Annotated in this window: 19 protein-coding genes, 8 tRNA genes and 1 pseudogene; 20 read left to right on the top strand and 8 right to left on the bottom strand. The window is 46.1% G+C overall.

All coding sequences use genetic code 11. The features are described from left to right. Nucleotide 1: 1 nt before the first annotated feature. From AR383_RS03230 to AR383_RS03165, 14 genes and pseudogenes are all read left to right on the top strand, one after another. The gene (locus AR383_RS03230) at nt 2–1,492 is read left to right on the top strand and encodes a glutamate synthase subunit beta (RefSeq protein WP_055731822.1); all 1,491 of its coding nucleotides are present in this window, start codon (nt 2–4) and stop codon (nt 1,490–1,492) included. Nucleotides 1,493–1,641: 149 nt separating this feature from the next. Further along, nucleotides 1,642–1,732, top strand: a tRNA-Ser gene (locus AR383_RS03225). 243 nt (nt 1,733–1,975) lie between these two features. Next, entirely contained in the window at nt 1,976–2,620 is a 645-nt protein-coding gene (gene uvrY, locus AR383_RS03220) for a UvrY/SirA/GacA family response regulator transcription factor (RefSeq protein ID WP_055731821.1), read from the top strand. Between the two features lie 71 nt (nt 2,621–2,691). Then, a pseudogene (gene uvrC / locus AR383_RS03215) lies at nt 2,692–4,451 on the top strand (excinuclease ABC subunit UvrC). A 46-nt stretch (nt 4,452–4,497) separates the two neighbouring features. Beyond that, nucleotides 4,498–5,049 (top strand): CDP-diacylglycerol--glycerol-3-phosphate 3-phosphatidyltransferase, encoded by a 552-nt coding sequence (gene pgsA / locus AR383_RS03210; protein ID WP_055731820.1) that lies wholly within the window; start codon nt 4,498–4,500, stop codon nt 5,047–5,049. A gap of 297 nt (nt 5,050–5,346) precedes the next feature. Continuing rightward, nucleotides 5,347–5,422 (top strand) — tRNA-Gly (locus AR383_RS03205). Between the two features lie 16 nt (nt 5,423–5,438). After that, nucleotides 5,439–5,512: transfer RNA gene (locus tag AR383_RS03200), tRNA-Cys, on the top strand. A 20-nt stretch (nt 5,513–5,532) separates the two neighbouring features. Continuing rightward, a tRNA-Leu gene (locus tag AR383_RS03195) sits at nt 5,533–5,619 on the top strand. A 250-nt stretch (nt 5,620–5,869) separates the two neighbouring features. Continuing rightward, nucleotides 5,870–5,956, top strand: a tRNA-Leu gene (locus AR383_RS03190). 207 nt (nt 5,957–6,163) lie between these two features. Then, nucleotides 6,164–6,239: transfer RNA gene (locus AR383_RS03185), tRNA-Gly, on the top strand. A gap of 15 nt (nt 6,240–6,254) precedes the next feature. Continuing rightward, nucleotides 6,255–6,328 (top strand) — tRNA-Cys (locus AR383_RS03180). A gap of 346 nt (nt 6,329–6,674) precedes the next feature. After that, entirely contained in the window at nt 6,675–7,199 is a 525-nt protein-coding gene (locus tag AR383_RS03175; protein WP_055731819.1) for a PAS domain-containing protein, read from the top strand. Between the two features lie 11 nt (nt 7,200–7,210). Next, complete coding sequence (locus AR383_RS22510) at nt 7,211–8,689, top strand: methyl-accepting chemotaxis protein (RefSeq protein ID WP_055731818.1); 1,479 nt, start codon at nt 7,211–7,213, stop codon at nt 8,687–8,689. A 171-nt stretch (nt 8,690–8,860) separates the two neighbouring features. Then, a tRNA-Leu gene (locus AR383_RS03165) sits at nt 8,861–8,947 on the top strand. Nucleotides 8,948–9,043: 96 nt separating this feature from the next. On the opposite strand, the gene AR383_RS03160 is transcribed toward AR383_RS03165, so the two are convergent. Next, nucleotides 9,044–9,673 (bottom strand): MBL fold metallo-hydrolase, encoded by a 630-nt coding sequence (locus AR383_RS03160; RefSeq protein WP_055731817.1) that lies wholly within the window; start codon nt 9,671–9,673, stop codon nt 9,044–9,046. A 133-nt stretch (nt 9,674–9,806) separates the two neighbouring features. Here AR383_RS03160 and AR383_RS03155 point away from each other — a divergent pair, with 133 nt between their 5' ends. Both AR383_RS03155 and AR383_RS03150 read left to right on the top strand, forming a co-directional pair. Then, nucleotides 9,807–10,223 carry a CBS domain-containing protein gene (locus tag AR383_RS03155; RefSeq protein ID WP_157051631.1) on the top strand — a complete coding sequence of 139 codons (417 nt, stop codon included), beginning with the start codon at nt 9,807–9,809 and terminating at the stop codon, nt 10,221–10,223. After that, nucleotides 10,224–11,666, top strand: a complete 1,443-nt coding sequence (locus tag AR383_RS03150) for a cobyric acid synthase (RefSeq protein ID WP_055731816.1) — start codon at nt 10,224–10,226, stop codon at nt 11,664–11,666. Nucleotide 11,667: 1 nt separating this feature from the next. Here the strand turns inward: AR383_RS03150 and AR383_RS03145 are convergent, their stop codons facing one another. Further along, nucleotides 11,668–12,630 (bottom strand): TAXI family TRAP transporter solute-binding subunit, encoded by a 963-nt coding sequence (locus AR383_RS03145; RefSeq protein WP_055731815.1) that lies wholly within the window; start codon nt 12,628–12,630, stop codon nt 11,668–11,670. Between the two features lie 272 nt (nt 12,631–12,902). Here AR383_RS03145 and AR383_RS03140 point away from each other — a divergent pair, with 272 nt between their 5' ends. Together AR383_RS03140 and AR383_RS03135 are read left to right on the top strand one after the other, a co-directional pair. Further along, on the top strand, nt 12,903–13,670 hold the full coding sequence (locus AR383_RS03140; RefSeq protein ID WP_055731814.1) for a copper homeostasis protein CutC: 768 nt from the start codon (nt 12,903–12,905) through the stop codon (nt 13,668–13,670). Next, nucleotides 13,664–15,508, top strand: coding sequence for a glycerophosphodiester phosphodiesterase (locus AR383_RS03135; protein ID WP_055731813.1), 1,845 nt, complete (start codon nt 13,664–13,666; stop codon nt 15,506–15,508). The genes AR383_RS03140 and AR383_RS03135 overlap by 7 nt, the downstream gene beginning before the upstream one ends. A gap of 4 nt (nt 15,509–15,512) precedes the next feature. Here AR383_RS03135 and AR383_RS03130 read toward each other — a convergent pair whose 3' ends face one another. From AR383_RS03130 to AR383_RS03110, 5 genes are read right to left on the bottom strand one after another with little or no spacing between them, the layout of a single operon-like run. After that, entirely contained in the window at nt 15,513–16,451 is a 939-nt protein-coding gene (locus tag AR383_RS03130; protein ID WP_055731812.1) for a 5-oxoprolinase subunit C family protein, read from the bottom strand. Continuing rightward, nucleotides 16,444–17,115, bottom strand: coding sequence for a 5-oxoprolinase subunit PxpB (gene pxpB, locus AR383_RS03125; RefSeq protein WP_055731811.1), 672 nt, complete (start codon nt 17,113–17,115; stop codon nt 16,444–16,446). Before pxpB ends, AR383_RS03130 begins: the two co-directional genes overlap by 8 nt. A 10-nt stretch (nt 17,116–17,125) precedes the next feature. Then, complete coding sequence (locus AR383_RS03120; protein WP_055731810.1) at nt 17,126–17,863, bottom strand: 5-oxoprolinase subunit PxpA; 738 nt, start codon at nt 17,861–17,863, stop codon at nt 17,126–17,128. Between the two features lie 8 nt (nt 17,864–17,871). Beyond that, nucleotides 17,872–18,774: a LysR family transcriptional regulator gene (locus AR383_RS03115; RefSeq protein ID WP_055731809.1), complete on the bottom strand. Its 903-nt coding sequence runs from the start codon at nt 18,772–18,774 to the stop codon at nt 17,872–17,874. Nucleotides 18,775–18,794: 20 nt separating this feature from the next. Then, nucleotides 18,795–19,556 (bottom strand): YciK family oxidoreductase, encoded by a 762-nt coding sequence (locus AR383_RS03110; protein WP_055731808.1) that lies wholly within the window; start codon nt 19,554–19,556, stop codon nt 18,795–18,797. A 148-nt stretch (nt 19,557–19,704) separates the two neighbouring features. Here AR383_RS03110 and AR383_RS03105 point away from each other — a divergent pair, with 148 nt between their 5' ends. Next, on the top strand, nt 19,705–22,167 hold the full coding sequence (locus AR383_RS03105) for a VolA/Pla-1 family phospholipase (protein ID WP_055731807.1): 2,463 nt from the start codon (nt 19,705–19,707) through the stop codon (nt 22,165–22,167). Nucleotides 22,168–22,278: 111 nt separating this feature from the next. Further along, complete coding sequence (gene sohB, locus AR383_RS03100; RefSeq protein ID WP_055731806.1) at nt 22,279–23,301, top strand: protease SohB; 1,023 nt, start codon at nt 22,279–22,281, stop codon at nt 23,299–23,301. Nucleotides 23,302–23,374: 73 nt separating this feature from the next. On the opposite strand, the gene astB is transcribed toward sohB, so the two are convergent. Next, entirely contained in the window at nt 23,375–24,715 is a 1,341-nt protein-coding gene (astB, locus tag AR383_RS03095) for an N-succinylarginine dihydrolase (RefSeq protein ID WP_055731805.1), read from the bottom strand. Nucleotides 24,716–24,783: the final 68 nt, after the last annotated feature.

Genomic DNA, 24,783 nt, shown 5'->3' with positions numbered 1-24,783 from the left:
CATGGCAAATCCAACAGGATTTTTGGAAATAGACAGGAAGCTATCAACAGACCGCGACCCTGCAGAGCGTTTAATCGACTGGTTAGAAGTTAAAACGCCAATGAGCGAGCAAGCGGTTAAAGATCAAGCTTCTCGTTGTATGGATTGTGGTATTCCGTTTTGTCATTCAGGTGACTCTGCCTACGCGCCTCGCGTAGCAGGGTGCCCTGTGAATAACTTAATCCCTGAATGGAACGACTTGGTATACCGTGGTCGCTGGAAAGATGCGATTGAGCGCTTGCACAAAACTAACAACTTCCCAGAGTTCACTGGACGCGTTTGTCCAGCACCTTGTGAAGACTCATGTGTATTGGGTATTAATGCTCCACCGGTGACGATTAAGAGCCAAGAAGTTAATATTATCGAGCGTGCGTTTAAAGAAGGTTGGGTTAAACCTAACCCACCTAAACTGCGCACCGGTAAAACCGTGGCTATTATTGGTTCTGGCCCAGCCGGTCTAGCAGCAGCGGCTCAGTTAAACTCTGCAGGTCATACGGTGACTGTATTTGAGCGCGCCGATCGTATCGGCGGCCTGTTAATGTACGGTATTCCCAATATGAAACTACAAAAAGAAATTGTAGAACGTCGTATTGAGATCATGCGTGAAGAAGGCATTATCTTTAAAACTTCAGTTGAAGTAGGTAAAGATATCTCGGTTAACCGTTTGCATGAAGACTTTGACGCATTATTGTTGGCCACAGGGGCTACGGTTCCGCGTGATTTACCAGTTGAAGGTCGTGAGTTAAACGGTGTTCATTTTGCGATGGAGTTCTTGGGTAAAAATACTAAGAGCTTGTTAGATAGCAACTTGGAAGATGGCCGTTACATTAGCGCTAAAGATAAGCACGTAGTGGTTATTGGTGGTGGTGATACCGGTACGGACTGTGTGGGCACGGCTTTACGTCATGGCTGTAAGCATGTGATGCAATTGGAAATCATGCCGCAACCACCAATGGAGCGTGCGCAGGATAACCCTTGGCCGGAGTTTAAACGCACCCTTAAACGCGATTATGGTCAAGATGAAGCCATTGCGATTCAAGGTGAAGACCCACGCCGTTATTTGGTTATGACCCAAAAAATGGTGGGCGATGAACAAGGTAATGTGACAGAGGTTCATACCACTAAGATTGAATGGGCGAAAAACCCGAATGGGCAAATGGTGCCTCAGCCAATAAAAGGCAGCGAAGAAGTGATTAAAGCTGACTTAGTGCTATTGGCGATGGGCTTCATGGGACCAGAAGCAGGTATTATTGATGAGCTTGGTGTAGAGAAAGACGCTCGCTCTAATGCTAAAGCTGAATACGATGAATACGCGACCAACGTTAAAGGCGTATTTGCGGCTGGTGATGCTCGTCGTGGCCAAAGCTTGATTGTTTGGGCGATTAACGAAGGCCGTGGTGCTGCGCAAGCGGTAGACACCTTCTTAATGGGCAAAAGTTACTTACCTAAGTAAGTACAACTGAGATTAAAAAAACCGGCTAAAGCCGGTTTTTTTATAGCAAATTGACTGGCTTTTAGGCAATTAAGCGTTATTTTTCAAAAACCACCAAAAAGACAGTTTACAAGCTAGAAAATGCTAGGTAATATGCGCCCCGTTGCTGCGGAGGGGTGGCAGAGTGGTCGAATGCACCGGTCTTGAAAACCGGCAGGCGTTAATAGCGCCTCGAGAGTTCAAATCTCTCCTCCTCCGCCATATAATACAAAAAACGCTAACCAAAATGGTTGGCGTTTTTTGTTTCTCATCTCCTTTATTTTCTAGCGAATTGCTAGTTTCTTGGTCGATCGATCAAGAATCTTTCGCGCAAATCTAAACTTATACCGCTTAAGCCTTTAAATTATTACCTTGATGGGATATAACGTTGGCAGCGTAGATCTATATGGTCTTGCTAGCTGCCTTATTCGCAGATTGATGTTTTAATAACAGCGGAGAAAACGCTTGATAAACGTATTTCTGGTTGACGATCATGAGCTAGTGCGTACAGGGATCCGTCGCATTTTAGAAGACGTTCGAGGATTTAAAGTTGTTGGCGAAGCTGAAAGCGGGGAAAAAGCCGTTCAGTGGTGTAGAAATAATCAAGCCAACGTTATCCTAATGGATATGAACATGCCGGGCATTGGCGGTTTGGAAGCCACCCGCAAAATCTTGCGTTATGATCCAGATGCAAAAATTATTGTTTTAACCATTCACAGTGAGAATCCATTTCCAACTAAAGTCATGCAGGCAGGAGCATGCGGTTATTTGACCAAGAGTGCTGGCCCAGATGAAATGCTACAGGCCATCCGTGCCGTAAACGTAGGGCAGCGCTATTTGTCTCCGGAAATCGCCCAACAGATGGCTCTGAGTCAGTTTAGTCCTGCTGAGGATAATCCTTTCCAAAGCCTTTCTGAGCGTGAATTACAGATCATGTTGATGATTACCAAAGGCGAGAAGGTGACGGATATTTCCGAGCAATTAAATCTTAGCCCGAAAACGGTCAATTCATATCGCTACCGCCTTTTCAGTAAGCTAGGTATTAGCGGTGACGTAGAACTAACTCACTTAGCCATACGCCACGGAATGATCGATAGCGACAAGTTGTAATTTTGCAGCAGCACGCCCCATTCGATAGTAAGGCCTTTCTAAGCCAAGTCACTGAAGCTAGCGGTGTTTATATGATGTATAACGCCGCTAAAGAAGTGATTTATGTAGGTAAAGCTAAATCTCTAAAGAAACGGCTTAGTAGCTATTTCCGCAAGAATGTCGATAGTACTAAAACCCGCGCTTTAGTGGCTAATATTGCCAATGTTGAAGTGACCGTTACACATAGCGAAACTGAAGCATTAATTCTTGAACATAATTTGATCAAGAAATACCTGCCTAAATATAACGTACTGTTAAGGGATGACAAATCTTACCCTTATATTTTAATTAGCAAGCATAAGCATCCGCGTATTTCCATGCATCGTGGGGCTAAGCGCAATAAAGGTGACTATTTCGGTCCTTACCCGAATGGTAATGCGGTACGTGAAAGCCTGCATTTAATGCAAAAGTTGTTTCCTATTCGCCAATGTAGTGATAGCGAATATGCCAACCGCCAGCGCCCCTGTTTACAATACCAATTGAAGCGCTGCTCCGGTCCTTGTGTCAACTTGGTGAGTGATGAGGAATACGCGCAACAAGTCGAATTAGCGACTTTGTTTTTAAAAGGCAAAAGTCAGCAGGTGATCAATCAGTTGGTTGAAAAAATGTCTGCGGCCAGTGAGGCTTTAAACTTTGAAGCCGCTGCAGGATTTCGCGACCAGATCCAAGCCTTGCGTAAAGTTCAAGAACAGCAGTTTGTTAGCGGCAATACCGCGCACAGCGATGTACTGGGATTCGCTTTTCGTAATGGTATTGCGGTGATTCATTTGTTGTTGATTCGAGACGGTCAAGTGTTGGGTAGCCGTTCTTATTTTCCCAAGGTGCCTAAGCAAGTTGATGCGGCGGAAATATTGCGCAGCTTCGTGATGCAGTATTATTTATCTGAGCAACGAAAAGGTAATCAACCTAGTGAGGTATTGCTTCCCGACGTAACAGCCGATTGGGAAGCGATAGAAGCCGCTATTGAAAGCGAGTTGGCCAGCAAAGTGAAGCTGCATATTCCAAAGCGGGGAGAGAAAAGTCGTTTTGTTGCACTGGCTAATACCAACGCTGAGAATGCTTTATTGAGCAAACTGAACCAAGAAGCGACAATTCACCATAGGGTGTCTGAACTAGAGGCCTTACTTAAGCCCGAGCGGCCGATAAAACGTATGGAATGCTTCGATATCAGTCATACTCAGGGGGAGCGAACAGTCGCTTCTTGTGTTGTCTTTGATCGCAGTGGTCCTAATAAAAGTGAATATCGGCGCTTTAATATCGACGGTATTACAGGGGGCGATGACTACGCGGCCATGGCACAAGCCTTAACTCGCCGTTATCAAAAAGTACAACTCGCCGAAAAGATCCCCGATGTGCTGTTTATCGATGGTGGTAAAGGTCAGCTAAGCGCCGCTTTTGCTAGTATAGAACCTCTGGAATTAAGTCCCATGCCGCTGTTAGTGGGGGTTGCGAAAGGGGTCACTCGTAAACCCGGCTTAGAAACACTACTTATTGGTAAAGAAATGCGAGAGCTGCATTTACCATCTGATTCAGCTGCTTTACATTTAATTCAGCACATTCGAGACGAAAGCCATCGCTTTGCTATTACAGGGCATCGAAATCGTCGGGATAAGGCGCGAAAAACCAGCGTACTGGAAGATATAGACGGAGTAGGGGCCAAGAGGCGTCAGGCGCTGTTGACTCACCTGGGGGAATGCAGCAACTTAAGAGCGCTAGCGTTGATGAAATAAAAAAAGTCCCTGGAATTAGCCCCTCATTAGCGCAAAAAATTTTTGATTCGTTGCATCACTAGTTAAGATTAGGCAACATAGCGACAATTGCTTTATAAAAGAAAAATAATGACAAATATTCCCAATATACTAACCGCGTTCAGAATTGTATTAATACCGTTTTTCTTGATTGCTTTTTACTTGCCTGTTGACTGGGGTATGCCAAGCGCCGCATTTATTTTTGCTTTGGCTGCGGCTACTGATTATCTCGATGGTTATCTGGCGCGTCGACTTAAGCAAACTACACCTTTTGGGGCTTTCTTAGACCCGGTAGCGGATAAAGCGATGGTGGTGGCAGCCTTAGTGGTGTTAGTCGAGCATTATCAGTCTTTTTGGATAACCATCCCTGCAGTGATTATGATCTCTCGAGAAATTATCATTTCGGCGCTTCGGGAATGGATGGCAGAACTGGGTAAGCGCTCTAGCGTGGCGGTGTCTTGGTTAGGTAAATATAAGACGGCTGCGCAGATGATCGCCATTATCGGTTTAACCGCGCAAGTCTCTAGTGTTTTAACCGATTTTAGTTTTGTCATGTTTTACGTAGCAGCGGCATTAACTTTGTGGTCGATGGTGAGTTATTTAATCTTGGCGTGGCCAGAATTAATTAAAAATGATAAATAAATAGAGGCTTTCGGCTAAAAATCAGGCGAACGGTAATAAACTTGGTAAAAGACAGTTGACGTAGGCATTTAGCTCGCTAAAATGCTCAGCACATTCAGCAGCGTCGGTTCGCTGTCAATGTAAATAATTGAGCAGCACTAGCTCAGTGTGGGTATAAAGAGTAGCGCAACCTTCGGGTAAAGCGAACACACACTAAATAGTGATATAAATTTAAGCGGCACTAGCTCAGTGTGGATATAAAGAGTAGCGCAACCTTTGGGTAAAGCGGACGCACACTAAATAGTGATATAAATTTAAGCGGCACTAGCTCAGTTGGTAGAGCGCAACCTTGCCAAGGTTGAGGTCACCGGTTCGAACCCGGTGTGCCGCTCCAAGTTAAAAATAAGTATGGCGGGTTGGCAGAGTGGCTATGCAGCGGATTGCAAATCCGTGGACCTCGGTTCGACTCCGGGACCCGCCTCCATACTTAGTTAAAAACGTGTCGCCCGGGTGGTGAAATTGGTAGACACAAGGGATTTAAAATCCCTCGTCTGAAAGGACGTGCCGGTTCAAGTCCGGCCCCGGGCACCAACTCTTCTGTAAGTACTCTCATTATTCAATTCTTTACACCAAGCTTATTGCTGTTTCTGCTAATTAATTATTTCTGCTTATTCACGTCTAGCCGTAGTTATAGTTGATTTATTAGACATATTTTCATCTCTAGATCGCTTTTTAAGCACTTGAATCAAAAGCGCTAAAAAATCAATTGACTCATTTCTGTAATACGTTAAAGTACCACTCGTTTTCAGGGGGCTGTCGCCCAAAGGAAACATTGAGTGTCGCCCGGGTGGTGAAATTGGTAGACACAAGGGATTTAAAATCCCTCGTCTGAAAGGACGTGCCGGTTCAAGTCCGGCCCCGGGCACCAACGCTCAAGTTAACACTACTTAGTGTGAGATAAGGATTTAAGCGACACTAGCTCAGTGTGGATATAAAGAGTAGCGCAACCTTTGGGTGAAGCGGACGCACACTAAATAGTGATAAAGATTTAAGCGGCACTAGCTCAGTGTGGATATAAAGAGTAGCGCAACCTTCGGGTAAAGCGAATACACACTAAATAGTGATAAAGATTTAAGCGGCACTAGCTCAGTTGGTAGAGCGCAACCTTGCCAAGGTTGAGGTCACCGGTTCGAACCCGGTGTGCCGCTCCAAGTTAAAATAAGTATGGCGGGTTGGCAGAGTGGCTATGCAGCGGATTGCAAATCCGTGGACCTCGGTTCGACTCCGGGACCCGCCTCCATACTTACACTTCTTTCTTGCACTTCTTTGTTCATTCCCTTTCACTCTTGAATCAAAGCTTTAGCTTCATTCATTAAATCTAACTTAGTCCCTAACTTTCAAGCACTTGTTACCAAGCTCTCGGTCTTTGTAATTTGCGGCAAGACCGTTTCTAGCCGCAGCTGGGTTTGAACTGCGCAGTACAGCCTTACACCCAGTCTATAGCTTGGCTTTCTCATCGCTTAAGCGATTGAACATGGCGTGATTAACTCAGAACTTTTGTAACAAAGTGTTTACAACTGTTGCGGGTTATTGATTAACACATATATTTATATAGTCGATATCATCAAATTGGGGCTAGGGAAGTGATGTCAGTTGGCGCTGAAAAGGAAATAACGTTTAAAACAAGCGAGTTGATCATTAGTAAGACAGATTTGCAGGGAAAGTTAACCTATGCCAATCGAACTTTTATGCGTGTAGCTAATTACTCTGAACTTGATCTGTTGGGACAAAATCACAACATTATTCGTCACCCATCAATGCCCAGAGGCGTGTTTTATGGACTGTGGAGCACTCTAAAGTCGGGCAGAGAGTTTTTTGGTTTCATCAAGAACTATACCTATGATAAGGACTACTATTGGGTTTTTGCTAATGTTACGCCCGATGTTGTTAACGGCAAAATTACCGGCTACTACTCGGTACGCCGCTCTCCACCTAAACAAGCTATCGCAAATATCGAAAAAATATATCTTCAGATGCTCGAACAAGAAAAAACTGTCGATAGGAGCCAAGCCTCAGAGTTCTCTTGGAATTGGCTGATGGACACTATTTTAAATGAGCATCAACAAAGTTATGAAGAATTTGTTCTGAGCTTGTATAAACAGCATCGTTAAGAGGAAGCGTTATGCGAACCAGCCAAGTAAGTAGGAATGTTTTGTTGCTTAAACACAAGTTTATTGTGTTGTGTATAGTCTTTGTTGGAATGACAATTGGCTTATCGGCATACAATATTTATCTCAATGGGTTCAACTATGTAGACACGATTACGCCGGTTTTGGCTGTGCTGTTTGCGTTGTATGCCTACCAAGACCATCGGCATCCTATCAGGGTCTTAGATAAAATTCGTTTCGCTATTAACGAGGCCACTAAGGGTAATATCCATGTTCGTATTACTAATACTAAAGGCATGGGGGAAGTGGGACATGTTGCTTGGGCCTTGAATGATTTGTTAGACATTGTTGAGACTAATTTTAAAGAGTTGTCTAATACCTTTCAGCGAACCGCTGATCATCAGTTTCATCGAAATGGCCTACATGATGGCTTGCCGGGAGAGTTTGCTGAAACCATGAAAAACATCAATGTTGCGGTGCAATCAATGCAGGATGCTCATGTGTTTGACCGCCAGAATCGTTTACGCAGTGCTTTACATAAAACCAATACCAGTAATCTTTTAATTAATTTGAAAAACAACCAACAAGAGCTGGTCACACTGGCGGCGCAAATGGACGATGTGATTAACATCGCTAGTCAGAACCGAGATGGGGCAGAACAGAGTCGAAGCTTAGTGCATGATTTAAACGCGGCTTTAGACAATATGAATACACGTATGTCACAAATGGGAAATCGGGCAAATAAACTTGGCAGTGACAGTACGCGTATTTCTGAAACTGTAAGCATGATTACCGACATTGCTGAGCAGACTAACCTATTGGCGCTTAATGCCGCCATCGAAGCCGCTAGAGCCGGTGATGTGGGTCGTGGCTTTGCTGTAGTAGCGGATGAAGTAAGGTTATTGGCAGACCGTACCCGTAAATCTACAGCAGAAATTAGTGGTGTGGTAGAGTCATTAACCAGCCAAATTCAAGAGATGGTGGCTCATACCTTAGAAGTCGAGCAACAAACTCAGCAGGTGAGTGAGACAGTAGAAAACTTCCATGTTAATTTTGCCCAAGTAGCCGATTCTTCTAATCAAACCATCACCCTAGTAAACCAAGCTAAAGACGCCTCTTTTGCCTCGCTGGTGAAACTGGATCACATTATTTATATGCAGAATGGTTACATCGCCTTAGAGAATAATGGCCAAGGGGAAGAAGCCAAAGCCGTTGAAGTAGACCACACTCAATGCCGGTTGGGTGAGTGGTATTATCAGGGACAAGGATTTTCAGAGTTCAGCCATTTGTCTTCATATCGTCATTTGGAAGCCCACCACAAAATTGTTCATCACTCTGTTCAAGAAGCCATGGAATTAGTATCACAGAACTGGCTAGAGGATGACCAAGTTCTTGAGTCGATAGTGAAAACCTTGGAAACAGCCGAAAGCGCCAGTCATCAGGTAATAGAAAGTATTTCCAAGATGATCTCAGAAAAACATCGGCACGGCTAAGACGCTGTTTAGATTGGCGATGGAATAAATCGTCGGCAATTTGTTGATAAAATATACTGACTGGTTGTTTTATTGGGCAGTTGATCGCTAAATGCTAGTTTTTAGTTGATCTGATCGTCAAATTCATTAAAGTAAGCGTCGTTCCAAGGCGAAAGCCTAGGACTAAAATTTGCCCGGGTGGTGAAATTGGTAGACACAAGGGATTTAAAATCCCTCGTCTGAAAGGACGTGCCGGTTCAAGTCCGGCCCCGGGCACCAAATTAAAAAAACCAGTAGTTTAGGCTACTGGTTTTTTGCGTTTAGGGCTGAACTTTAGCAAAGCAAAGGGCGCTAAGCTGACGCCCTAAGTGAGTTTTAGCGAGTAAAGCCGTTAAATTGCTTCTCATGACCAATGCTAGACATGGCGCCATGCCCAGGTAAAAAACGATAGCTATCTTCTAAGGTATATAGCTGGGTTTTTATGGCATTAATCAACGTAGGGTGATCCCCTTTGGGAAAATCGGTACGGCCAATCGAGCCCTTAAATAGTACGTCTCCCACAATTGCCAGCTGATGTTGATGATCAATAAATACTACGTGGCCAGGAGTGTGGCCGGGGCAGTGGCGAACTTCTAATTGTAGACTGCCTAAGTCGATGAGCTCTCCGTGTTCTAACCATTGGTCTGGCGCAAAGCTGGCTACTTCAGGAAAGCCAAACATTTGGCATTGCATGGCCATTTTGCTTAGCCAAAACTCATCATCTTTATGTGGGCCAAGAATTGGCACTTGATAACGTTCTTTTAAGATACTCGCCGCACCTACATGATCTAAATGTCCATGAGTAAGCAAGATTTTGCTCACTTCTACACCGGCGTTAGTAACGGCCGATTGAATAAGCTGAGGATCGCCGCCGGGATCAACAATCGCCGCTTGTTTGGTGTCTTCACACCATATTAAGCTACAGTTTTGTTGAAAGGGGGTAACCGGAATAATTTGATAAGCCATGATTTAATCTCTACCTTGTGACCTACTCTAGTGTACGTAACTAAGATAAAATTTCTATACTTACCAATAACTAAACGTCCAATGTTGTTAGTTGGGTTTATAATCAGTTGATTGTTACTGCAGGGAGAATCACTTGATCATTAAAGATATCATGCAAACTCGGGTGGTTACCGTGGGAATGGACCAGCGTTTATTCGATATCAAAGATATTTTTGATAACGTTCATTTCCATCATCTGGTGGTGTTAGATGATGAAGACTGCCTGGCGGGAGTGTTAACCGAAGCGGATTTATTAGCTGAATTGAGCCCATTTTTGGGTAAAGCGGCAGAAAGTCAGCGCGATATTAATACTCTTAGTCAACGTGTGCACCACGTTATGACACGAGAGCCCTTAACTTGCCACACGTCTACCAGCATTGAAGATGCCGGTAGCTTGATGCTGGATAAGGGGGTGAGTTGTTTACCGGTAATCGACAAAGACAACAAACTATTGGGTTTGGTCACTTGGCGAGATATTCTTGCTAGCTTGTTAGCCAATGCTAGACGTTAAATGAATTCAATCGATAATGTTCAACGCCCGTTGATGTTTATGGGCTGTACCAGCGATGCTGGTAAATCGCTGGTTTGTGCCTTGATGTGCCGTTACTTAGCCAATCAAGGCTTCACTGTTGCTCCCTTTAAAGCTCAGAATATGAGTAATAATGCCGCTGTCACCCCTGAGGGGGGCGAGATAGGGCGAGCCCAATATCTACAAGCTATCGCCGCGAAACAGCCTGCATGCGCTGATATGAATCCGGTATTACTTAAGCCCCATAGTGAAAAAGGCGCGCAAGTGGTGGTGAACGGTAAAGTGAGCCATGAACTACATGCTAAAGATTGGCACCAACGCAAAGCGGTGTTGTGGCCAGCAGTGACTCAGAGCCTAGCTCAACTAAAGAAGCGCTTTCCTTTATTGGTGATAGAAGGGGCTGGCAGCCCGGCAGAAGTCAACTTGCGTAAAAGCGATATCGTTAATATGGAAGTGGCGCTGCATACCGATGCATCAGTTTATTTAATTGCCGATATTGATCGTGGCGGTGCTTATGCGCACCTTTTGGGAACTTGGATGTGCTTGAGCCAAGCAGAGCAGGCCAAGGTAAAAGGTTTTGTGTTAAATAAGTTCCGTGGAGAGCAGGCCTTGCTCGAAGAGGCCAATATTTGGCTAGAGCAAAAAACGGGGATACCCATTGTGGCGGTGATTCCTTGGACTGCGCATCAATTACCTGAAGAAGATAATTTTTTTCATCGAAGCAGCTGGCAAGCCCAGAGGATTAATATCGCCCTGATTGTGTACCCCTATGCCAGTAATTTAGACGAGTTTGACCCTTTAATTTATCAGGCGGGTGTGAATGTTGTTCCCTTGCGAGAAGCGCAAGATTTAACCCAGTTTGACGCCATTATTTTACCCGGAACTAAGCACGTGGAAGCGAGTCGCCGCTTTTTGGCTGAAACAGGCTTAGAGTCAAGCATAGTGGCTGCAGCCAAAGACGGAGTACGTATAACCGGTATTTGTGGTGGCTTACAAATTCTCGGCATGCGAAACGAGGATCCCGAGGGGATTGAAGGGCATAGTTTTGCCGGTTTAGGTTTGCTTGCTCTGGCCACAGAATATGGCCGTGAAAAACTGACTCAGCAGCGTCTGTTAAGCTGGCGTGGTGAGTTGTTGCGCTGTTATGAAATCCACCATGGTCAAACTCGCTGCCTTGAGCCTATAGACAGTTTTGTCGAAGAGGGACTTGGCTGGCAGCAAGCTAATATTCAGGCTTGTTACCTGCATGATCTGTTTACTAACCAAAGTTTTTGCCAAGACTGGCTAGAAGGATTAGGTTGGCAGGGCCAGTGTCAAGACTGGCATCAACAAACCAACGATGAATTAGATCGTGTAAGCAGGCTGTTAGCCTTACCGTTACAGCAAATAGCCGAGCATGCGCGGCTCAGGCCTGCTCCGCTCTGATCTAGTTAATCCAACCTTGTTCTTTATAATAACGTAGTGCGCCGGGATGCAGAGGCGCGCTCAAGTTAGTATTAATCATCTCCTGAACATTGAGTTCGGCTAACGCAGGGTGGAGCGCTCTTAGGGTGTCGAGATGTTCAAAAATAGCGGCTACAAAGTTGTAAACGGTTTGCTCCGATAGCTCAACATCGGCGACCAGTGTTGCACTTACGCCAATGGTAGAGACGTCATTGGGGTTATTATGATAGGTGCCGCCTTTAATGGTTACTGGGGCAAAATAACGGTAATGCTGGCTGAGTTGCTCGATGGATTGTTCGGATAAACCCACTAGTTTGGACTCACACATGGTGGTGGCCCGAGTGATCGAAGTATTAGGATGACCCACTACATAAATAATCGCATCGGTTTTTGCACTGCATAGGGCACGGCTTTGTTCATCGGGTTTTAAATGAGAGACCTTTGAAAAATCGGCTTCCTGCCAGTCAAATTGTTGCATCACCGTCTGCATAGTGGAGTATTGACCGGAGCCTGCTGGCCCAAGGTTGATAGCATGACCTTTTAATTGTTCGATGTTTTGAATGGCCAAATCGCCATTGACTAGCACGGTTAGAGCTTCGGAGTATAAAGACAATAATGAACGCAAGTCTTTATAAGCGCCTTGCTCGGCAAACTCACCACTGCCGTTATAGGCTTGCCAGTGCACATCAGATTGAACAATAGCCAGATCGACATCACCTTGCTGCAGGGCTTGAATGTTATCGCTTGAACCGCCGGAGCTTTCGGCTGTGCAACTTAGTTTTCGGTGTTGGTTATTTTGTTCCAATAAGCGGCATAGGGCGTTGCCGGTGGGGTAATATACGCCGCTAACATTGCCTGTACCGAGAAAAAGATACTCGTTAGCCGCAACATTCAGGCTGGGCAAGCCTAGTAAAAATGAGACTAACAACAGGGAAATTCGTTTCATTGATTCACCTAATAAGTGCTTCCATCCTTAGAATACGCCCCCAATATACACAGTTCTGAATAAAAACGCTTGTTTAGAAAAGCAAGTTGTGAGCTTCTATGCAATCGTTTGCAAATTTCTAAGTAACATTTTGTGGCATTTAAAAATCTTGTTTGGTTTGACTCAACAGCACCCGCCTCAACAAAATTGGCCATGCAAATTTTAGTAGCTGCCTTAAGCAGTGTATTTTCGCTATAATTCTATTTCAATCCAAAGACCTACGGAAATTTCTCTTGCCTAGCTCTCGTCACATCAACACCAGTTTGGAAATTTGCTGTTATAGCATTGCTGACATTGAAGCCGCGATCGCAGGCGGAGCCGATAGGGTAGAGTTTTGTGCAGGGCAAAATGATGGTGGAACCAGTCCCAGTTACGGCGCTTTAAAGCAAGCGAGTGACTATTTGCGCGACATTGAGATAGTGGTTATGGCTCGACCTCGAGGCGGCGATTTTTGTTATGACCAACATGAACTCAAACAAATGTTGCATGATATCGACTTAATCAAAAACCTGGGATTTAATGGTGTGGTATTAGGGGCATTGAATCATGATGCAAGCATCAATATAGCGGCCTGCCAACAGTTGGTAGCGGCCGCTGAAGAATTAACGGTAACTTTTCACCGCGCCTTTGATTGTGTCGCCGACCCCTATCGAAGTGCTCTGCAACTTGCAGAGCTGGGTATTCAACGAATTTTAAGCTCAGGTCAGCAAAATAGTGCTGAACAGGGCGCAAGCTTATTACAACAGTTACAACAAGATTCTCCGCAGCTACAGTGGTTAGTCGCTGGCGGAGTGCGCCCGCACAATATTAAGGCCCTTCAACAACAAGGCTTTAAGCATTTTCACAGTGCCGCAGCAAAACCTTTAGCAAGTTTATTTGATAGCCGCTATAGCTTGGCTATGGCCAGTAAGGGCGAAGCGGATAGTGAATTACAACGAAGCCAAGTATGTCAGCAACAAGTGTGGCAGATGAGTCAAGCACTCAGAGTTGAGCCATGTTAAGCCCTCTGCTGCATCGGGTTCGCCACTTTATTTATTACCTCGTGAGTTCGATGAAAAACCGAGGACTAGCCATGTTTGGGGCCTATCTGTTGGTGCAAACTGGTTGGTTAGTTGTTTTTGCTCCCTTGTCGATTATGGTTAGCGAAAACTTAATGGCATGGCATGGTTTACAAGGCGTGGCCAATCAACAATTATTGGGTTTCTTCTTGTCTCCTAGTGGCTACTTGTTTGCGATTTGGTTTGTGGCAATGGCCTTGTTTAACTTCTTTTTGCAGCAAGGCGTTGTCACTTTATTACTGGCTCAGCATGAGGTTAATCGTCGCTCGGTGTCGCAGGCGATCCGCCTGCTAATTAATCGTCTTTGGTTAATTGCTCGCTTAGCGTTTTTACAATCGGCATTGTTAATCAGTATTGCTTGTACGCTGTTATTTGTAGGGCGCTGGTTGTTTGGCTTGATGCTGGCTGATTGGGATATTAATTACTATCTCGACCAACAACGTAACCAATTGTGGTTTTATTTAGCCGCCTTAAGTGTGGGCGGCTTACCCTTGGCACTATGGCTGGGCTCAAAGTGGTTGAATTGGTGGTTCGCCTTACCTTTTTGTATGTTGCAAAAGAAGCCTTTGTTAGCCCAGCTACGTGACTCAAGTACTTTAAGCTTTGGTCAGCGTAAACTGATTTTGCTATTAAATGCAGTGTGGTTTGGCTTAAGGGCGTTCATGTTGTTTGCCATCATTGCTGGTTTCATTTGGCTGATGCGCCTGAGCTTAAATTGGTGGACGCCGCAAAGTGTTTCGACCTTGTTATTATTCAGCTTTGGTTTAGTGGTGATAACAGGCGGAGCGATTATAAGCTTTGTTGATACCTGGCTGTATGCCAGTATTCAGTTCTATTTATTTAAGCTTTCCCTTAAACAAAATCATGAAAGCCTGCACCGGCAGCATCGTCAACTATTGCGAGAAAACCATCGCCTTAACTTAGGTTTACGGCTGATGTTTGTCGCGATGTTACTAATCGCTGGCCATGAAGTTAACAAAGATATTCAGGGTTTTAGCTTGCGCTTTTCTGAGCCTCGGGAAGTGATGGTGATGGGGCATCGGGCCGGCGGCTGGTTAGCCCAAGAAAATAGTTTAGAAGGTTTACAAAAAGCCATTAACCTTGGCTTACCAGTGACTGAAATTGATATTCAGCTTACCGCAGATGGGCAAATCGCGGTGATCCATGACCGAGACTTACGCCGCCTAATTGGCGATGATAGTGTGGTGCATTTAACTCGCTTTGGGCAAATTCAAAGCGCCTTTGTTAATGCAGGTTATAGTGCTCCGCAAGCGCTGCCGGTGTGGCTTGAGAAAAGCGCGGGAAAGATAATTTTAAACTTAGAGCTTAAACGTTATGACCAGTCGCTAGACTTAATTCCTGCCGTGATCGACGCGCTAAGTGATTTTCCATACCCGGTCATCATAAGTAGTTTAGACGACCAATTACTCGGTAGCTTAAAGCAGCAAATAAACGGAACGCCACTAGAGCAGAGAGTAAAAACCGCATTTATTGCCGCCGCCAGCTTTGGCGAAAGCCCACTGTTACAAAAGGCCGATATGTTGATCGTTAATCAGCAATGGGTCAGTCCGTGGCGGCTATTACGTGCTCAGCAGCGCGGCCAGCAAGTGCATGTTTGGACAGTAAACAGTGCCGCAGAGATAGAGCGTTTGTATTACCTAAGGGTAAACGGCATTGTCACTGATTCACCCATCGTTGCAGCTCAAACGTTAGCGCATTTAGAGCAGTTAAATGAAGTCGAGCATGCGGTTAATAGTTTACGTTATTGGTTAGCATTTTAAACTGCTACCAAGAAAAGTAGCGTTCAAAGGCTAGCCAGCGTTGGCGTTGTTGCTGTTGGCTACTGATGTAAAACTGCACAGTTTGTTGCGCTCGCCGTTGATTCAACGCAAATAAATCAAGCCGGCTAATACAGCCCAGTTTGGGGTAACCGCCTACAGTCTGTCGATCTACCGATAGAATGATGGGGAGGCCATTGGGGGGCACTTGTACCGCACCTTGGGCAATGGCTTCGGACTCCAAAGTCTTTGGAGGAGTAGCAAAGGCTTCACCCTCTAGGCGGATCCCCATGCGGTCACTCAAGTCACTAATTTGATATGTTTGCTTGGTCAACAAATCAATCTGCTGTGGCGAAAATAGGCTGAACTGGTAGCCCGGAATCAATGCTAACTTCAGTGGTTGTTGATAGTCAGGAATGAAGCGGGCCGGCGTTTGCTGGGGTAAACTTTTGCTAAACTGCGTAGCGGCAAGATAGGGCAGTTGGTCACCCGCCTTTAAGGCTCTGCCGTTAAATGGCCCTAAACCTTGTTTTGGAGAGCTACTATAACTATTTAATTCTTGGTGTACCCGTAGCCCGCCTTGAATGGCTAAATAGCTGCGCAGGCCATAAGGTGCTGGGGCAAGCTTGAGTATTTGTTCTGCTTGGATATCGATGGTTTGCCATAAATCAACCTGTTTGGCCGAATTGGCTTGGCTCAGGCTTAGCGGCATCTTGGCCCCGCATACCGCAATGCGACAAGCATGACTAAATTGTAGCTCTACACCGCCAAAGGTAATCTCTAGCGCAGCACTATTGGCAGGATTTCCCACCAAGCGATTCGCCCAGTTATAAGCATGCTGATCTGCTGCGCCACCGGGGCTTACGCCAATATCTTGAAAGCCATTGCGGCCTCGGTCTATGACTAAGCTATGTGGGCCGCTGCGGAGGATCTGTAAGCTAGCCATGTTGCTCCTCCTGGGCTTGTAACCGTAAAAATTGTTGATAGTCTATTTCGATAAAACGGACCTTATCGCCCACCGCTAAAGGACACATAGGCTGTTGATGTTTATTAAATAATTTGAGCGGACTACGGCCAATAATATGCCAACCTCCGGGGCTTTGACTGGGATACACTGCTGTCATGGTTTCGGCAATGGCGACACTTCCAGCTGGTACGTGACTGACCGGCGTGGCTTTACGTGGTAGTGCCAATTGACCGGTTAAACCCTGCAAGTAAGCAAACCCCGGCATAAAGCCAATGGTTTTGACTTGATAGTGGCCTTGTTGATGTAGGGCGATAACCTCTGCAGGGCTAAGCCCCGTCTGATTGGCTACATCTTCTAGATCGGGAGCTAGCTCTGCAGCGTAGCAAACTGGAATATCGAGGGTTTTGCTGGTGTTATTTGCCCCCACGGTGGCTGCAAAATGTTGTACTTTGAGGCTTAGCTGGCTTGGGTCTATATCCGCCGGACAAACACAAAGTAGGCTGGTGGAGGCGAGGATAAGGTCGCTAAGCTGTGGCATGCTTTGCTGTAAATGGCTGGCCAGTTGCGGCAGAGTCGCAGCATCCTCGATAGTGTGGCAACTGATTAGTAGGCTGTCTTCATTTACATAGTCTAAGCAATACATAGCGGTCCACCTAGAGCTGGCTGGTGATGAGTTGCTTGATGGCTTGAATGGTCGAAACTGCCACCTCGTTATCGCCATGCACACAGAGCGTATCAGCTTGTAATGTTAATTGACTACCATCGGCGCAAGTGACACTGGCACAGTCTAGCAGTTGTTGCACTTGCGCTAATACTTGCTGTTGTTCAGACAATACTGCACCACTTTGGCTACGTGCTTGTAATTGACCGTTGGCCAAATAGCGTCTGTCACAGAAGGCTTCTTTGAGTAACTCAAGTTGGTAGTGCTGGGCTGTGTCGAGCAGCGATTCTGAGCATTGACTGGCATGAACCATTAGTTTTAAAGGGCGCTTAAAGCCCGCCACCGCCTTACACACGGCTTCAAAAATACCCGGATCTTGATGCATGTCGTTATACAGGGCGCCATGAGGCTTTACGTAATCTAGGCTCACTTGGTGGTAGTCTGCCAGCGCTGCTAGCGCGCCGACTTGGGTCACAATTAAACGGCTTAACTGTTCAGCCTGATAGGGAATGGTGCGACGGCCAAACCCGGCGATATCAGCATAGCTGGGATGCGCTCCCACGCTAACCTGATGTTGTTTGGCTAACTGTAATGTTGCGCTCATCACATCGGGATCGGAAGCATGGCCACCACAAGCTATATTGGCCAAATCGATGTGCGGCATCAGCAGCTCATCAACACCCATCTTCCATACGCCAAAGCTTTCACCCATATCGCAATTGAGTAACATAAATCTCCTTAACGGTAGGCCTTACAATGTTGTAGTAGTAATTTAGAAAAGTGTTGCCCCGCTGGCCCTAACAGCTCAGGTCTAGGCACCACTAAATAGGTGGTTAATGACTTAGCTGCGCCGCCTTGAATGTTTAATTCAACCAAGCTTTCTTCCTCAAAATAACTTTGAGCGATATGCATTGGCAGCCAGGCAAAACCCAAGCCTTGTTTTAGCACGTCTACTACTTGCTTGAAGCTACTAAAGGTCCAGCGCTGTTCTGCGCGCAGCCACCCGCGGTCCTGTTTAGGGTTTTTGCCAGTATCTTTAATCACTAATTGCACATGCTGCAATACCTCGTCGATTGAGACGGGTTGCGGCATTTTGGCTAAAGGATGGTTGCGGTGTACTACTGGAACTAGAGTGACTGCGTTAAGTGGCTCACCCAATACCCCTTGTGGCAATTGCGCTGTAATCACTAAATCATACTCACCGTCGTGAATGGCGTCATCTGCGCCACTGATTACCGTGTCGATCACTTCGACGCGAGTCCCGCGGCTGTCTGGTAAAAAGGCCTTTAAGGCTTTAATTACTGGAGCTTGAGGTTGTATGATTTCTACTGCTAAGGCTAACTTTGGCTCCCAACCTTGCTCTAGGCTGGCGGCGAGTGTTTCTAAGTCTTGAATATTTTGGCTGAGCAGTTTGCTGCGCCTGAGCATGACTTCGCCCATTGGCGTTAGGTGAGCTTTACGCCCCTTTACTTCAAGCAACTGAATGCCTAATAAATTCTGTAGCTTACTTACCGCATGATTGAGCGATGACTGGCTTTTATTTAGTTGGCTAGCCGCTTGAGCGTAGCCGCCATAATCCACCACGGCTTGAAAAATTCGCCATTGCTCTAAGGTACTTTTAGCTCGAAAGGGCGTACTCATGTTTTTGCTGTCCTTGGCAACTACTTGGGTTGTGCGTCAATGCTGCTGCCGGTAATACCGATACTGGCATCACTCATTAAATATAGATAACTCGGCATAATGTCGAGCGGTGTTTTTAGACTTAGTGGATCTTCACCGGGGTAGGCTGTGGCGCGCATTAAGGTGCGAGTTGCTCCTGGGTTAATACAGTTGCAACGTAAACCGGTTTTATCAAACTCGTCGGCAATCACCTGAGACATGCCTTCAATTGCAAACTTAGATACCGCATAGCTGCCCCAGTAGGCACGGCCCTTTTTGCCGACACCGGATGAGGTGAAAATCAATGAGGCATTAGTACTTTTAAGCATTAGTGGAATCAGTGCCTGACTAAGCAAAAACTGGGATTTAACATTCACCTGCATGGTTTTATCCCATTGTTCTTCGTCAATTTGCACGAATTGACTCAGTACCCCGAGGTGAGCGGCATTGAGCAGCGCGCCGTCTAATTTCCCGAATTGAGACTCAATAGTAGCTGTCATATCCAGATAGTTTTGTTTGCTGGCACCGGTTAAGTCCAAAGGAATAATGGCTGGCTGGGGAGCACCAAGTGCTTCAATTTCGTCGTATACCGCTTCCAGTTTGTGTACTGTTCTGCCGAGCAATATAATGCTCGCCCCACAACTGGCAAAACTTAAGGCGGCTTGGCGGCCAATGCCGTCACCTGCACCGGTGACAAGGATGACTTTGCCTGCTAACTCGTTGGCACTGGCTTGAAAGTGTTGAGGAGAGATATCCGTGGTCATTATTAAATCCTTTAGATGTGCGTTAGTGCACAAATATTTGATTGAAGTTTAAACAAGTGTTTCAAAATCTGGTTAGACCTGTTGCAAATATGTAAACGAGTAATTAAGGTCTCTTTGAGAAATATACTATTAAAAGGAATTAGCTAATATGCGTCTGTCCCGAATAGCTACAGCGGTCACTTTATTTGCTTCTGTTACCTTGGTGGGTTGCGGTGGTGGCAACTCACCTTTTGATTTTGGTGATGATACCACGGTCAAACAGCCCAACTCAGTAAAAATTCGCTTCAATCCTTTAACCGGGGATGTATCAACACCTAACAACTTGCTACTAAGCGGTAGCTTGGATGGTACCATTAATTTGCCCGGTGAAGCAGCCATTAGCGTGACCCAAGAGTATCAGGATATCACTAAGGTATTGGGCGCTTTAGATGGTTGGCAAACCAGTGTTCCATTTACTATTCCATTGGCTTACGGCGACAATGAAGAAGAATTTAATCCCGAGCTAGATACCGGTATAGATAGCAGCACTTTTGCTGAGGGGGTGTTGCTATTTAAGGTAAGAGCCTCTGGATTTGCCGATGACTGTAGCGATGTTAGCGAAAACGGCGGCAGCTTTGCTGCGGGACAAACTTGCCGAATTGATCAGCAGCTTGTGTATGGCGAAGATTATGTGGTGAGTTATCAAGCGGGTAATCTGATGGTCACGCCGCTGAAGCCATTCGCCCCAGCCACCTCTTATATGGTGGCGATTACCGAGCAATTGCTTGATGATAATGGCCGCCCGGTGGAAGCGGGCAGTGGTTATCAATTTTTGAGTACTGCACCTACAGCAGAAGACAGCGCAACAGTTCAGTCATTGAAAGGTTTAACCAACTGGAATAATGGCCTGTTAGCAGCAGAGGGCATTAGTGGCCAAATAAGCTATGCCGCGGTATTTACCACCCAATCGGTGGGCAGCGTATTAACTAGCCTACAGCAAGTCTACGGTGGAATGGCCTTGCAAGGTTTATTGCCTATCTCAGCACTTGTCGATACCGGTTATACCGCAGCCGATGTAGCTGAAGCGGCCTTTGGCAGCAGCCAAGCTAGCTTTGCCGCGGCTAAGTACTACTTGTCAGAGATAAAAGTGCCTTATTATATTTCTGATTTAGATGCACCCGATCCCACTGGTGCAGACATTAACCGTTGGGCTCAGGCGAGAACCGATAGTCCTATTGCCATTTTACAACTGTTACAAAGTAACGCCGATTTTGCCGATCAAACCAGTGCCACTAGCTTCTGGGCGCAGGCCGGTGCTCGCGGTTTCGATGTGGCTACCTTTGGTGGTCTTGTAGCCGGTGGGCAAACTACTCAAGCCGCGAAGATGTTGGCTCAAGCTGACTTGGCGGGTTTAACGTATGTTGAAGAGGGTGAGACTAAAAACGTTGACCCTCATCGCCATCTCACGGCTTATAACCCAATCCCAGAGCAACGTAGTGAAGCTGAGCTCAAGCTAGATGTGTATTTGCCTGACGAAACATTAACAGGGCAAACTATGCCTGCTGATGGGTGGCCTGTGGTGATCTTCCAACATGGTATTTCTTCGGTGAAAGAAACCGCTGCATTAATGGCCGCTAGCTATGCTGCGCAAGGTTATGCAGTAGTGGCAATGGACTTACCTTATCACGGTACCCGAGGGCTGGATTTAAACGGCGATGATCAAGCTGATATTAGCGCCAATACCAATGCAGAAGTATTTGCTAATTTAGGCAGTTTCTTAAGTATTCGCAGTAATATGCGGCAATCAAGTGCTGATATTTTAGCTTTGCGAGCTGCCCTACAAGCGGCAACCGCGCCGGCCGAGCTCGACGGTAGCAAGGTGCATTTTGTGGGCCAGTCCTTAGGCTCCATTGTTGGGGTAGCACCAGCCAGTTTAGCTAAAACCGTAACCATTGCGGGTACGGGCATGGAAGTGGATTATGGTCTGCAAAGCGCATCCTTCAGTGTACCTGGTGGCGGCGCAGCGGGGGTTTTCCAAAATTCTGCCCGCTTTGGGCCTGTTGTGGAGCAAAACCTCAAAGCTAACCCTGGCTACTTAGGCTTAGTAGCGGCAGGTCTTGGTTTTGAAGATAATGAAACTGCCACCGCCTTAGAGCAATTCGCGGCTTACCAAGCGCAATACCCAGAGGCGGCACAATTGCTCATTGATGCTAACTTTCCAGCCTTTGCCAGAGTATTTGGCAGCTTGGCGCAAACAGTAGTGGATGGCGCCGATCCGCTAAACTATGCCCAAGCGGGCTTTGATGTGCCGGTATTGGTGCATGAAGTGGTTGGCGATGGCTCTGCTGGCAGCGACGACCAAGTGATCCCGAATCAAGTTACTGGCCTTCCTTTGGTGGGCACTGAAGCCTTGATCCGCAGCATGGGCTTAAGCGGCACCGAGGTGACCTCGGTAGGCAGCTACGCAGTACGTTTCAGTCAAGGTGTGCATAGCTCGCTAATTTCACCCAGCGCTAGTTTAGCCAGTACCGTTGAAATGCAAACTCAGTTTGTGAGTTATGCGGTAAGTGCCGATGCCGGTAGTCCAACAGTGGTGATTAGCGATAGCTCGGTAATTGCACCCGCGCAATAGCCTAAATCATGAGCAAAAATAAAGGCCTGCTAGATGCAGGCCTTTTTTGTTACTTGGTAAGCGCAATCAGCTGTGGTACTAATAGCAGCTTAAAAACATGAGGGTAGAGTTTTGGATTTTTTGATTGAATTTGGATTATTTTTCGCGAAGGCCTTAACCATTGTGGTGGCTATTGTCGCGGTAGTGGTGGTGATTATCGCGGCCTCTTCGAAAACAAAGCATAAAAGTGGTGAATTGGAGCTAGTTGATTTAAGCGAGCAACATAAAGAAGTAGAAGAAAAACTCAACCACAAGCTGATGACTAAAGAGCAGGAAAAGCAGCACAAAAAGCAGCTAAAGGCTCAACAAAAACAACAGAAAAAACAGGCCGAAGAGCCTAAGCCACGTTTGTTTGTGATTGATTTTAAAGGCAGCCTCGATGCCAAAGAAGTGGCTAGCCTACGTGAAGAAGTAACGGCCGTCCTTAGCACAGCAAACCCTGAGGATGAAGTGCTGGTGCGTTTAGAGAGTGGCGGTGGCATGGTTCACGGTTACGGCTTAGCAGCTTCACAATTAAAGCGAATTAAAGCCAAGGGAATTAAGTTAACCATTGCGGTGGATAAAGTGGCTGCCAGTGGTGGCTACATGATGGCCTGCATAGCCGATAAAATCGTGGCCGCGCCTTTTGCTATTGTTGGGTCTATTGGTGTTATCGCCCAGTTACCTAACTTTAATAAGGTGCTAAAGAAACATGATATCGAATTTGAACAAATCACTGCTGGTGAGTTTAAGCGTACCTTGACCATGTTTGGTGAGAATACCGAACAAGCGCGCAGCAAGTTTAAAACCGAAATAGAAGAGACTCACGGTTTGTTTAAAGACTTCGTACAAGAGTTTCGCCCGCAGCTGGATATTGCCAAAGTGGCCACCGGTGAACACTGGTTTGGTACCCAAGCCTTCGGCTTAAAGCTGGTGGATGAAGTGAGTACCAGCGATGACTACCTGATGGAGCAATACCAAAGTAAACATGTAGTGCAGCTTAAATATCATACTAAGAAAAAATTGGCTGAAAAACTGAGCCAAGCTGCTAGCCTGGGTGTAGAGCGTGGCGTGATGAAGTTAGTACAGTCTCAATCTTGGGATTGGACTAAATAAATTTAGCCCCCAAGCATTTGCCAAGAAGCCTGATATTTTATCAGGCTTTTTTTTGGGCATTGGGTTTTATTGATCAAGCTTGCTGGAAGGGGTAGACCGAGCCTAAATGAAGGATTTGGCTTAACTCATCGAGGGCGGTATTTACCTCGGTAATTAATTGTGGATCTCGCAGATCATCAAATACCAAACTATCTCGATAATGTTTATCTACCCATTGATTCAAGGTGGTGAATAGCTGAGGTGTCATCAAGGTGTGCTGGTTAACCGCGGCTAACTCCATATCATTGAGTGCCACTCGCAAACGTAAACAGGCGGGGCCGCCACCATTACTCATGCTTTGTTTTACATCGAAATAGTGTACTTGTTTTATCGGTGTGTCACGCTTGGTAAGCTGTTCTAAATATGCGCTAACTTGAGCTGATTCTTGGCAATTAGTGGGAGCTATTATTGCCATATCGCCATTGGCTAAGGTGACAATTTGGGTATTAAACAAATAGGTTTTTACTGCCTCGGCAACACTGACTTCAGCATCGCTAACTTCGATGAAATGCAGCTGGTGTTTACCAAAAGCCTGCTGAATTTTCTCCACCTGCTGTTGGCTATTTAGAAAGGCCTGCTGATGATAGAACAATACATTTTGGTTGCCCACGGCAATCACGTCGTTATGAAATACGCCTTGGTCGATCACCGCAGGGTTTTGCTGAATAAACAGCGCGGTGTCTTGATCAAGGCCGTGCAAGCGCGCCACCGCTTGGCTGGCCTCTAGGGTTTGTCGGGCTGGAAACTTCATCGGGGCTGGCGCTTTGGCATTGGCCGCCGTGCGCCCATAGACAAATAGCTCAAGGCCAGCTTCTCCATAGTTGCGGCAAAGGCGAGTATGGTTAGCGGCACCTTCATCGCCATAGTAGTCATTTTCGGGCAAATGCGAATGGTGTTGAAAATACTTGCTGTCGGCAAAAACAGCCTTAAGAATGTTACCGGTAACTTGAGGCTCAATAGAGCGGTGCAGTTTGTTGGTTAAGTTGGCCGGAGTGAAATGTACTTTGCCATTTTCGGTGTCTGCGCTAGGGGATACTGTGGCCGCGTTGGCGGTCCACATACTTGAGGCAGAATAGCTGGCTAGTAGCGCGTCAGGGGCGTGTTTGGCGGCCTTTTGCAAAATTTGCGCATCACTGCCATGAAAACCAATTCGGCGAAGCAAGTTTAAATCCGGTCGTTGTTGGGGCGCGAGTACACCTTGAGTTAGCCCCAAATCGGCAAGGGCCTTCATTTTTAGTAGGCCTTGCTTTGCTGCTTCTTTAGGGTTGGAAGCGCTTTGGGCGTTGGACAATGAAGCCACATTACCGAATGAAAGTCCGGCATAATTATGGGTGGGCCCTACCAGGCCATCGAAGTTGACTTCAAAATGTTTCATAGTCTTCCTTATACTACGTTTTCTATCACTGTAAGAGCGCTTGCAGTTAAAAAATTTGGTGCCAACGG

This window comes from Agarivorans gilvus (genome assembly GCF_001420915.1).
Taxonomy (GTDB): domain Bacteria; phylum Pseudomonadota; class Gammaproteobacteria; order Enterobacterales; family Celerinatantimonadaceae; genus Agarivorans; species Agarivorans gilvus.
The sequence above is the reverse complement of the archived record's forward strand: the minus strand, read 5'-3'. Positions and strand labels throughout refer to the sequence as shown.

Bases quoted from the DNA above. Each gene is read 5' to 3' on its own strand.
- AR383_RS03230 (WP_055731822.1), top strand. From the start codon at position 2: ATGGCAAATCCAACAGGATTTTTGGAAATAGACAGGAAGCTATCAACA.
- pgsA (WP_055731820.1), top strand. From the start codon at position 4,498: ATGACAAATATTCCCAATATACTAACCGCGTTCAGAATTGTATTAATA.
- AR383_RS03175 (WP_055731819.1), top strand. From the start codon at position 6,675: ATGTCAGTTGGCGCTGAAAAGGAAATAACGTTTAAAACAAGCGAGTTG.
- AR383_RS22510 (WP_055731818.1), top strand. From the start codon at position 7,211: ATGCGAACCAGCCAAGTAAGTAGGAATGTTTTGTTGCTTAAACACAAG.
- AR383_RS03160 (WP_055731817.1), bottom strand. From the start codon at position 9,673: ATGGCTTATCAAATTATTCCGGTTACCCCCTTTCAACAAAACTGTAGC.
- AR383_RS03150 (WP_055731816.1), top strand. From the start codon at position 10,224: ATGAATTCAATCGATAATGTTCAACGCCCGTTGATGTTTATGGGCTGT.
- AR383_RS03145 (WP_055731815.1), bottom strand. From the start codon at position 12,630: ATGAAACGAATTTCCCTGTTGTTAGTCTCATTTTTACTAGGCTTGCCC.
- AR383_RS03135 (WP_055731813.1), top strand. From the start codon at position 13,664: ATGTTAAGCCCTCTGCTGCATCGGGTTCGCCACTTTATTTATTACCTC.
- AR383_RS03130 (WP_055731812.1), bottom strand. From the start codon at position 16,451: ATGGCTAGCTTACAGATCCTCCGCAGCGGCCCACATAGCTTAGTCATA.
- pxpB (WP_055731811.1), bottom strand. From the start codon at position 17,115: ATGTATTGCTTAGACTATGTAAATGAAGACAGCCTACTAATCAGTTGC.
- AR383_RS03120 (WP_055731810.1), bottom strand. From the start codon at position 17,863: ATGTTACTCAATTGCGATATGGGTGAAAGCTTTGGCGTATGGAAGATG.
- AR383_RS03115 (WP_055731809.1), bottom strand. From the start codon at position 18,774: ATGAGTACGCCCTTTCGAGCTAAAAGTACCTTAGAGCAATGGCGAATT.
- AR383_RS03110 (WP_055731808.1), bottom strand. From the start codon at position 19,556: ATGACCACGGATATCTCTCCTCAACACTTTCAAGCCAGTGCCAACGAG.
- AR383_RS03105 (WP_055731807.1), top strand. From the start codon at position 19,705: ATGCGTCTGTCCCGAATAGCTACAGCGGTCACTTTATTTGCTTCTGTT.
- astB (WP_055731805.1), bottom strand. From the start codon at position 24,715: ATGAAACATTTTGAAGTCAACTTCGATGGCCTGGTAGGGCCCACCCAT.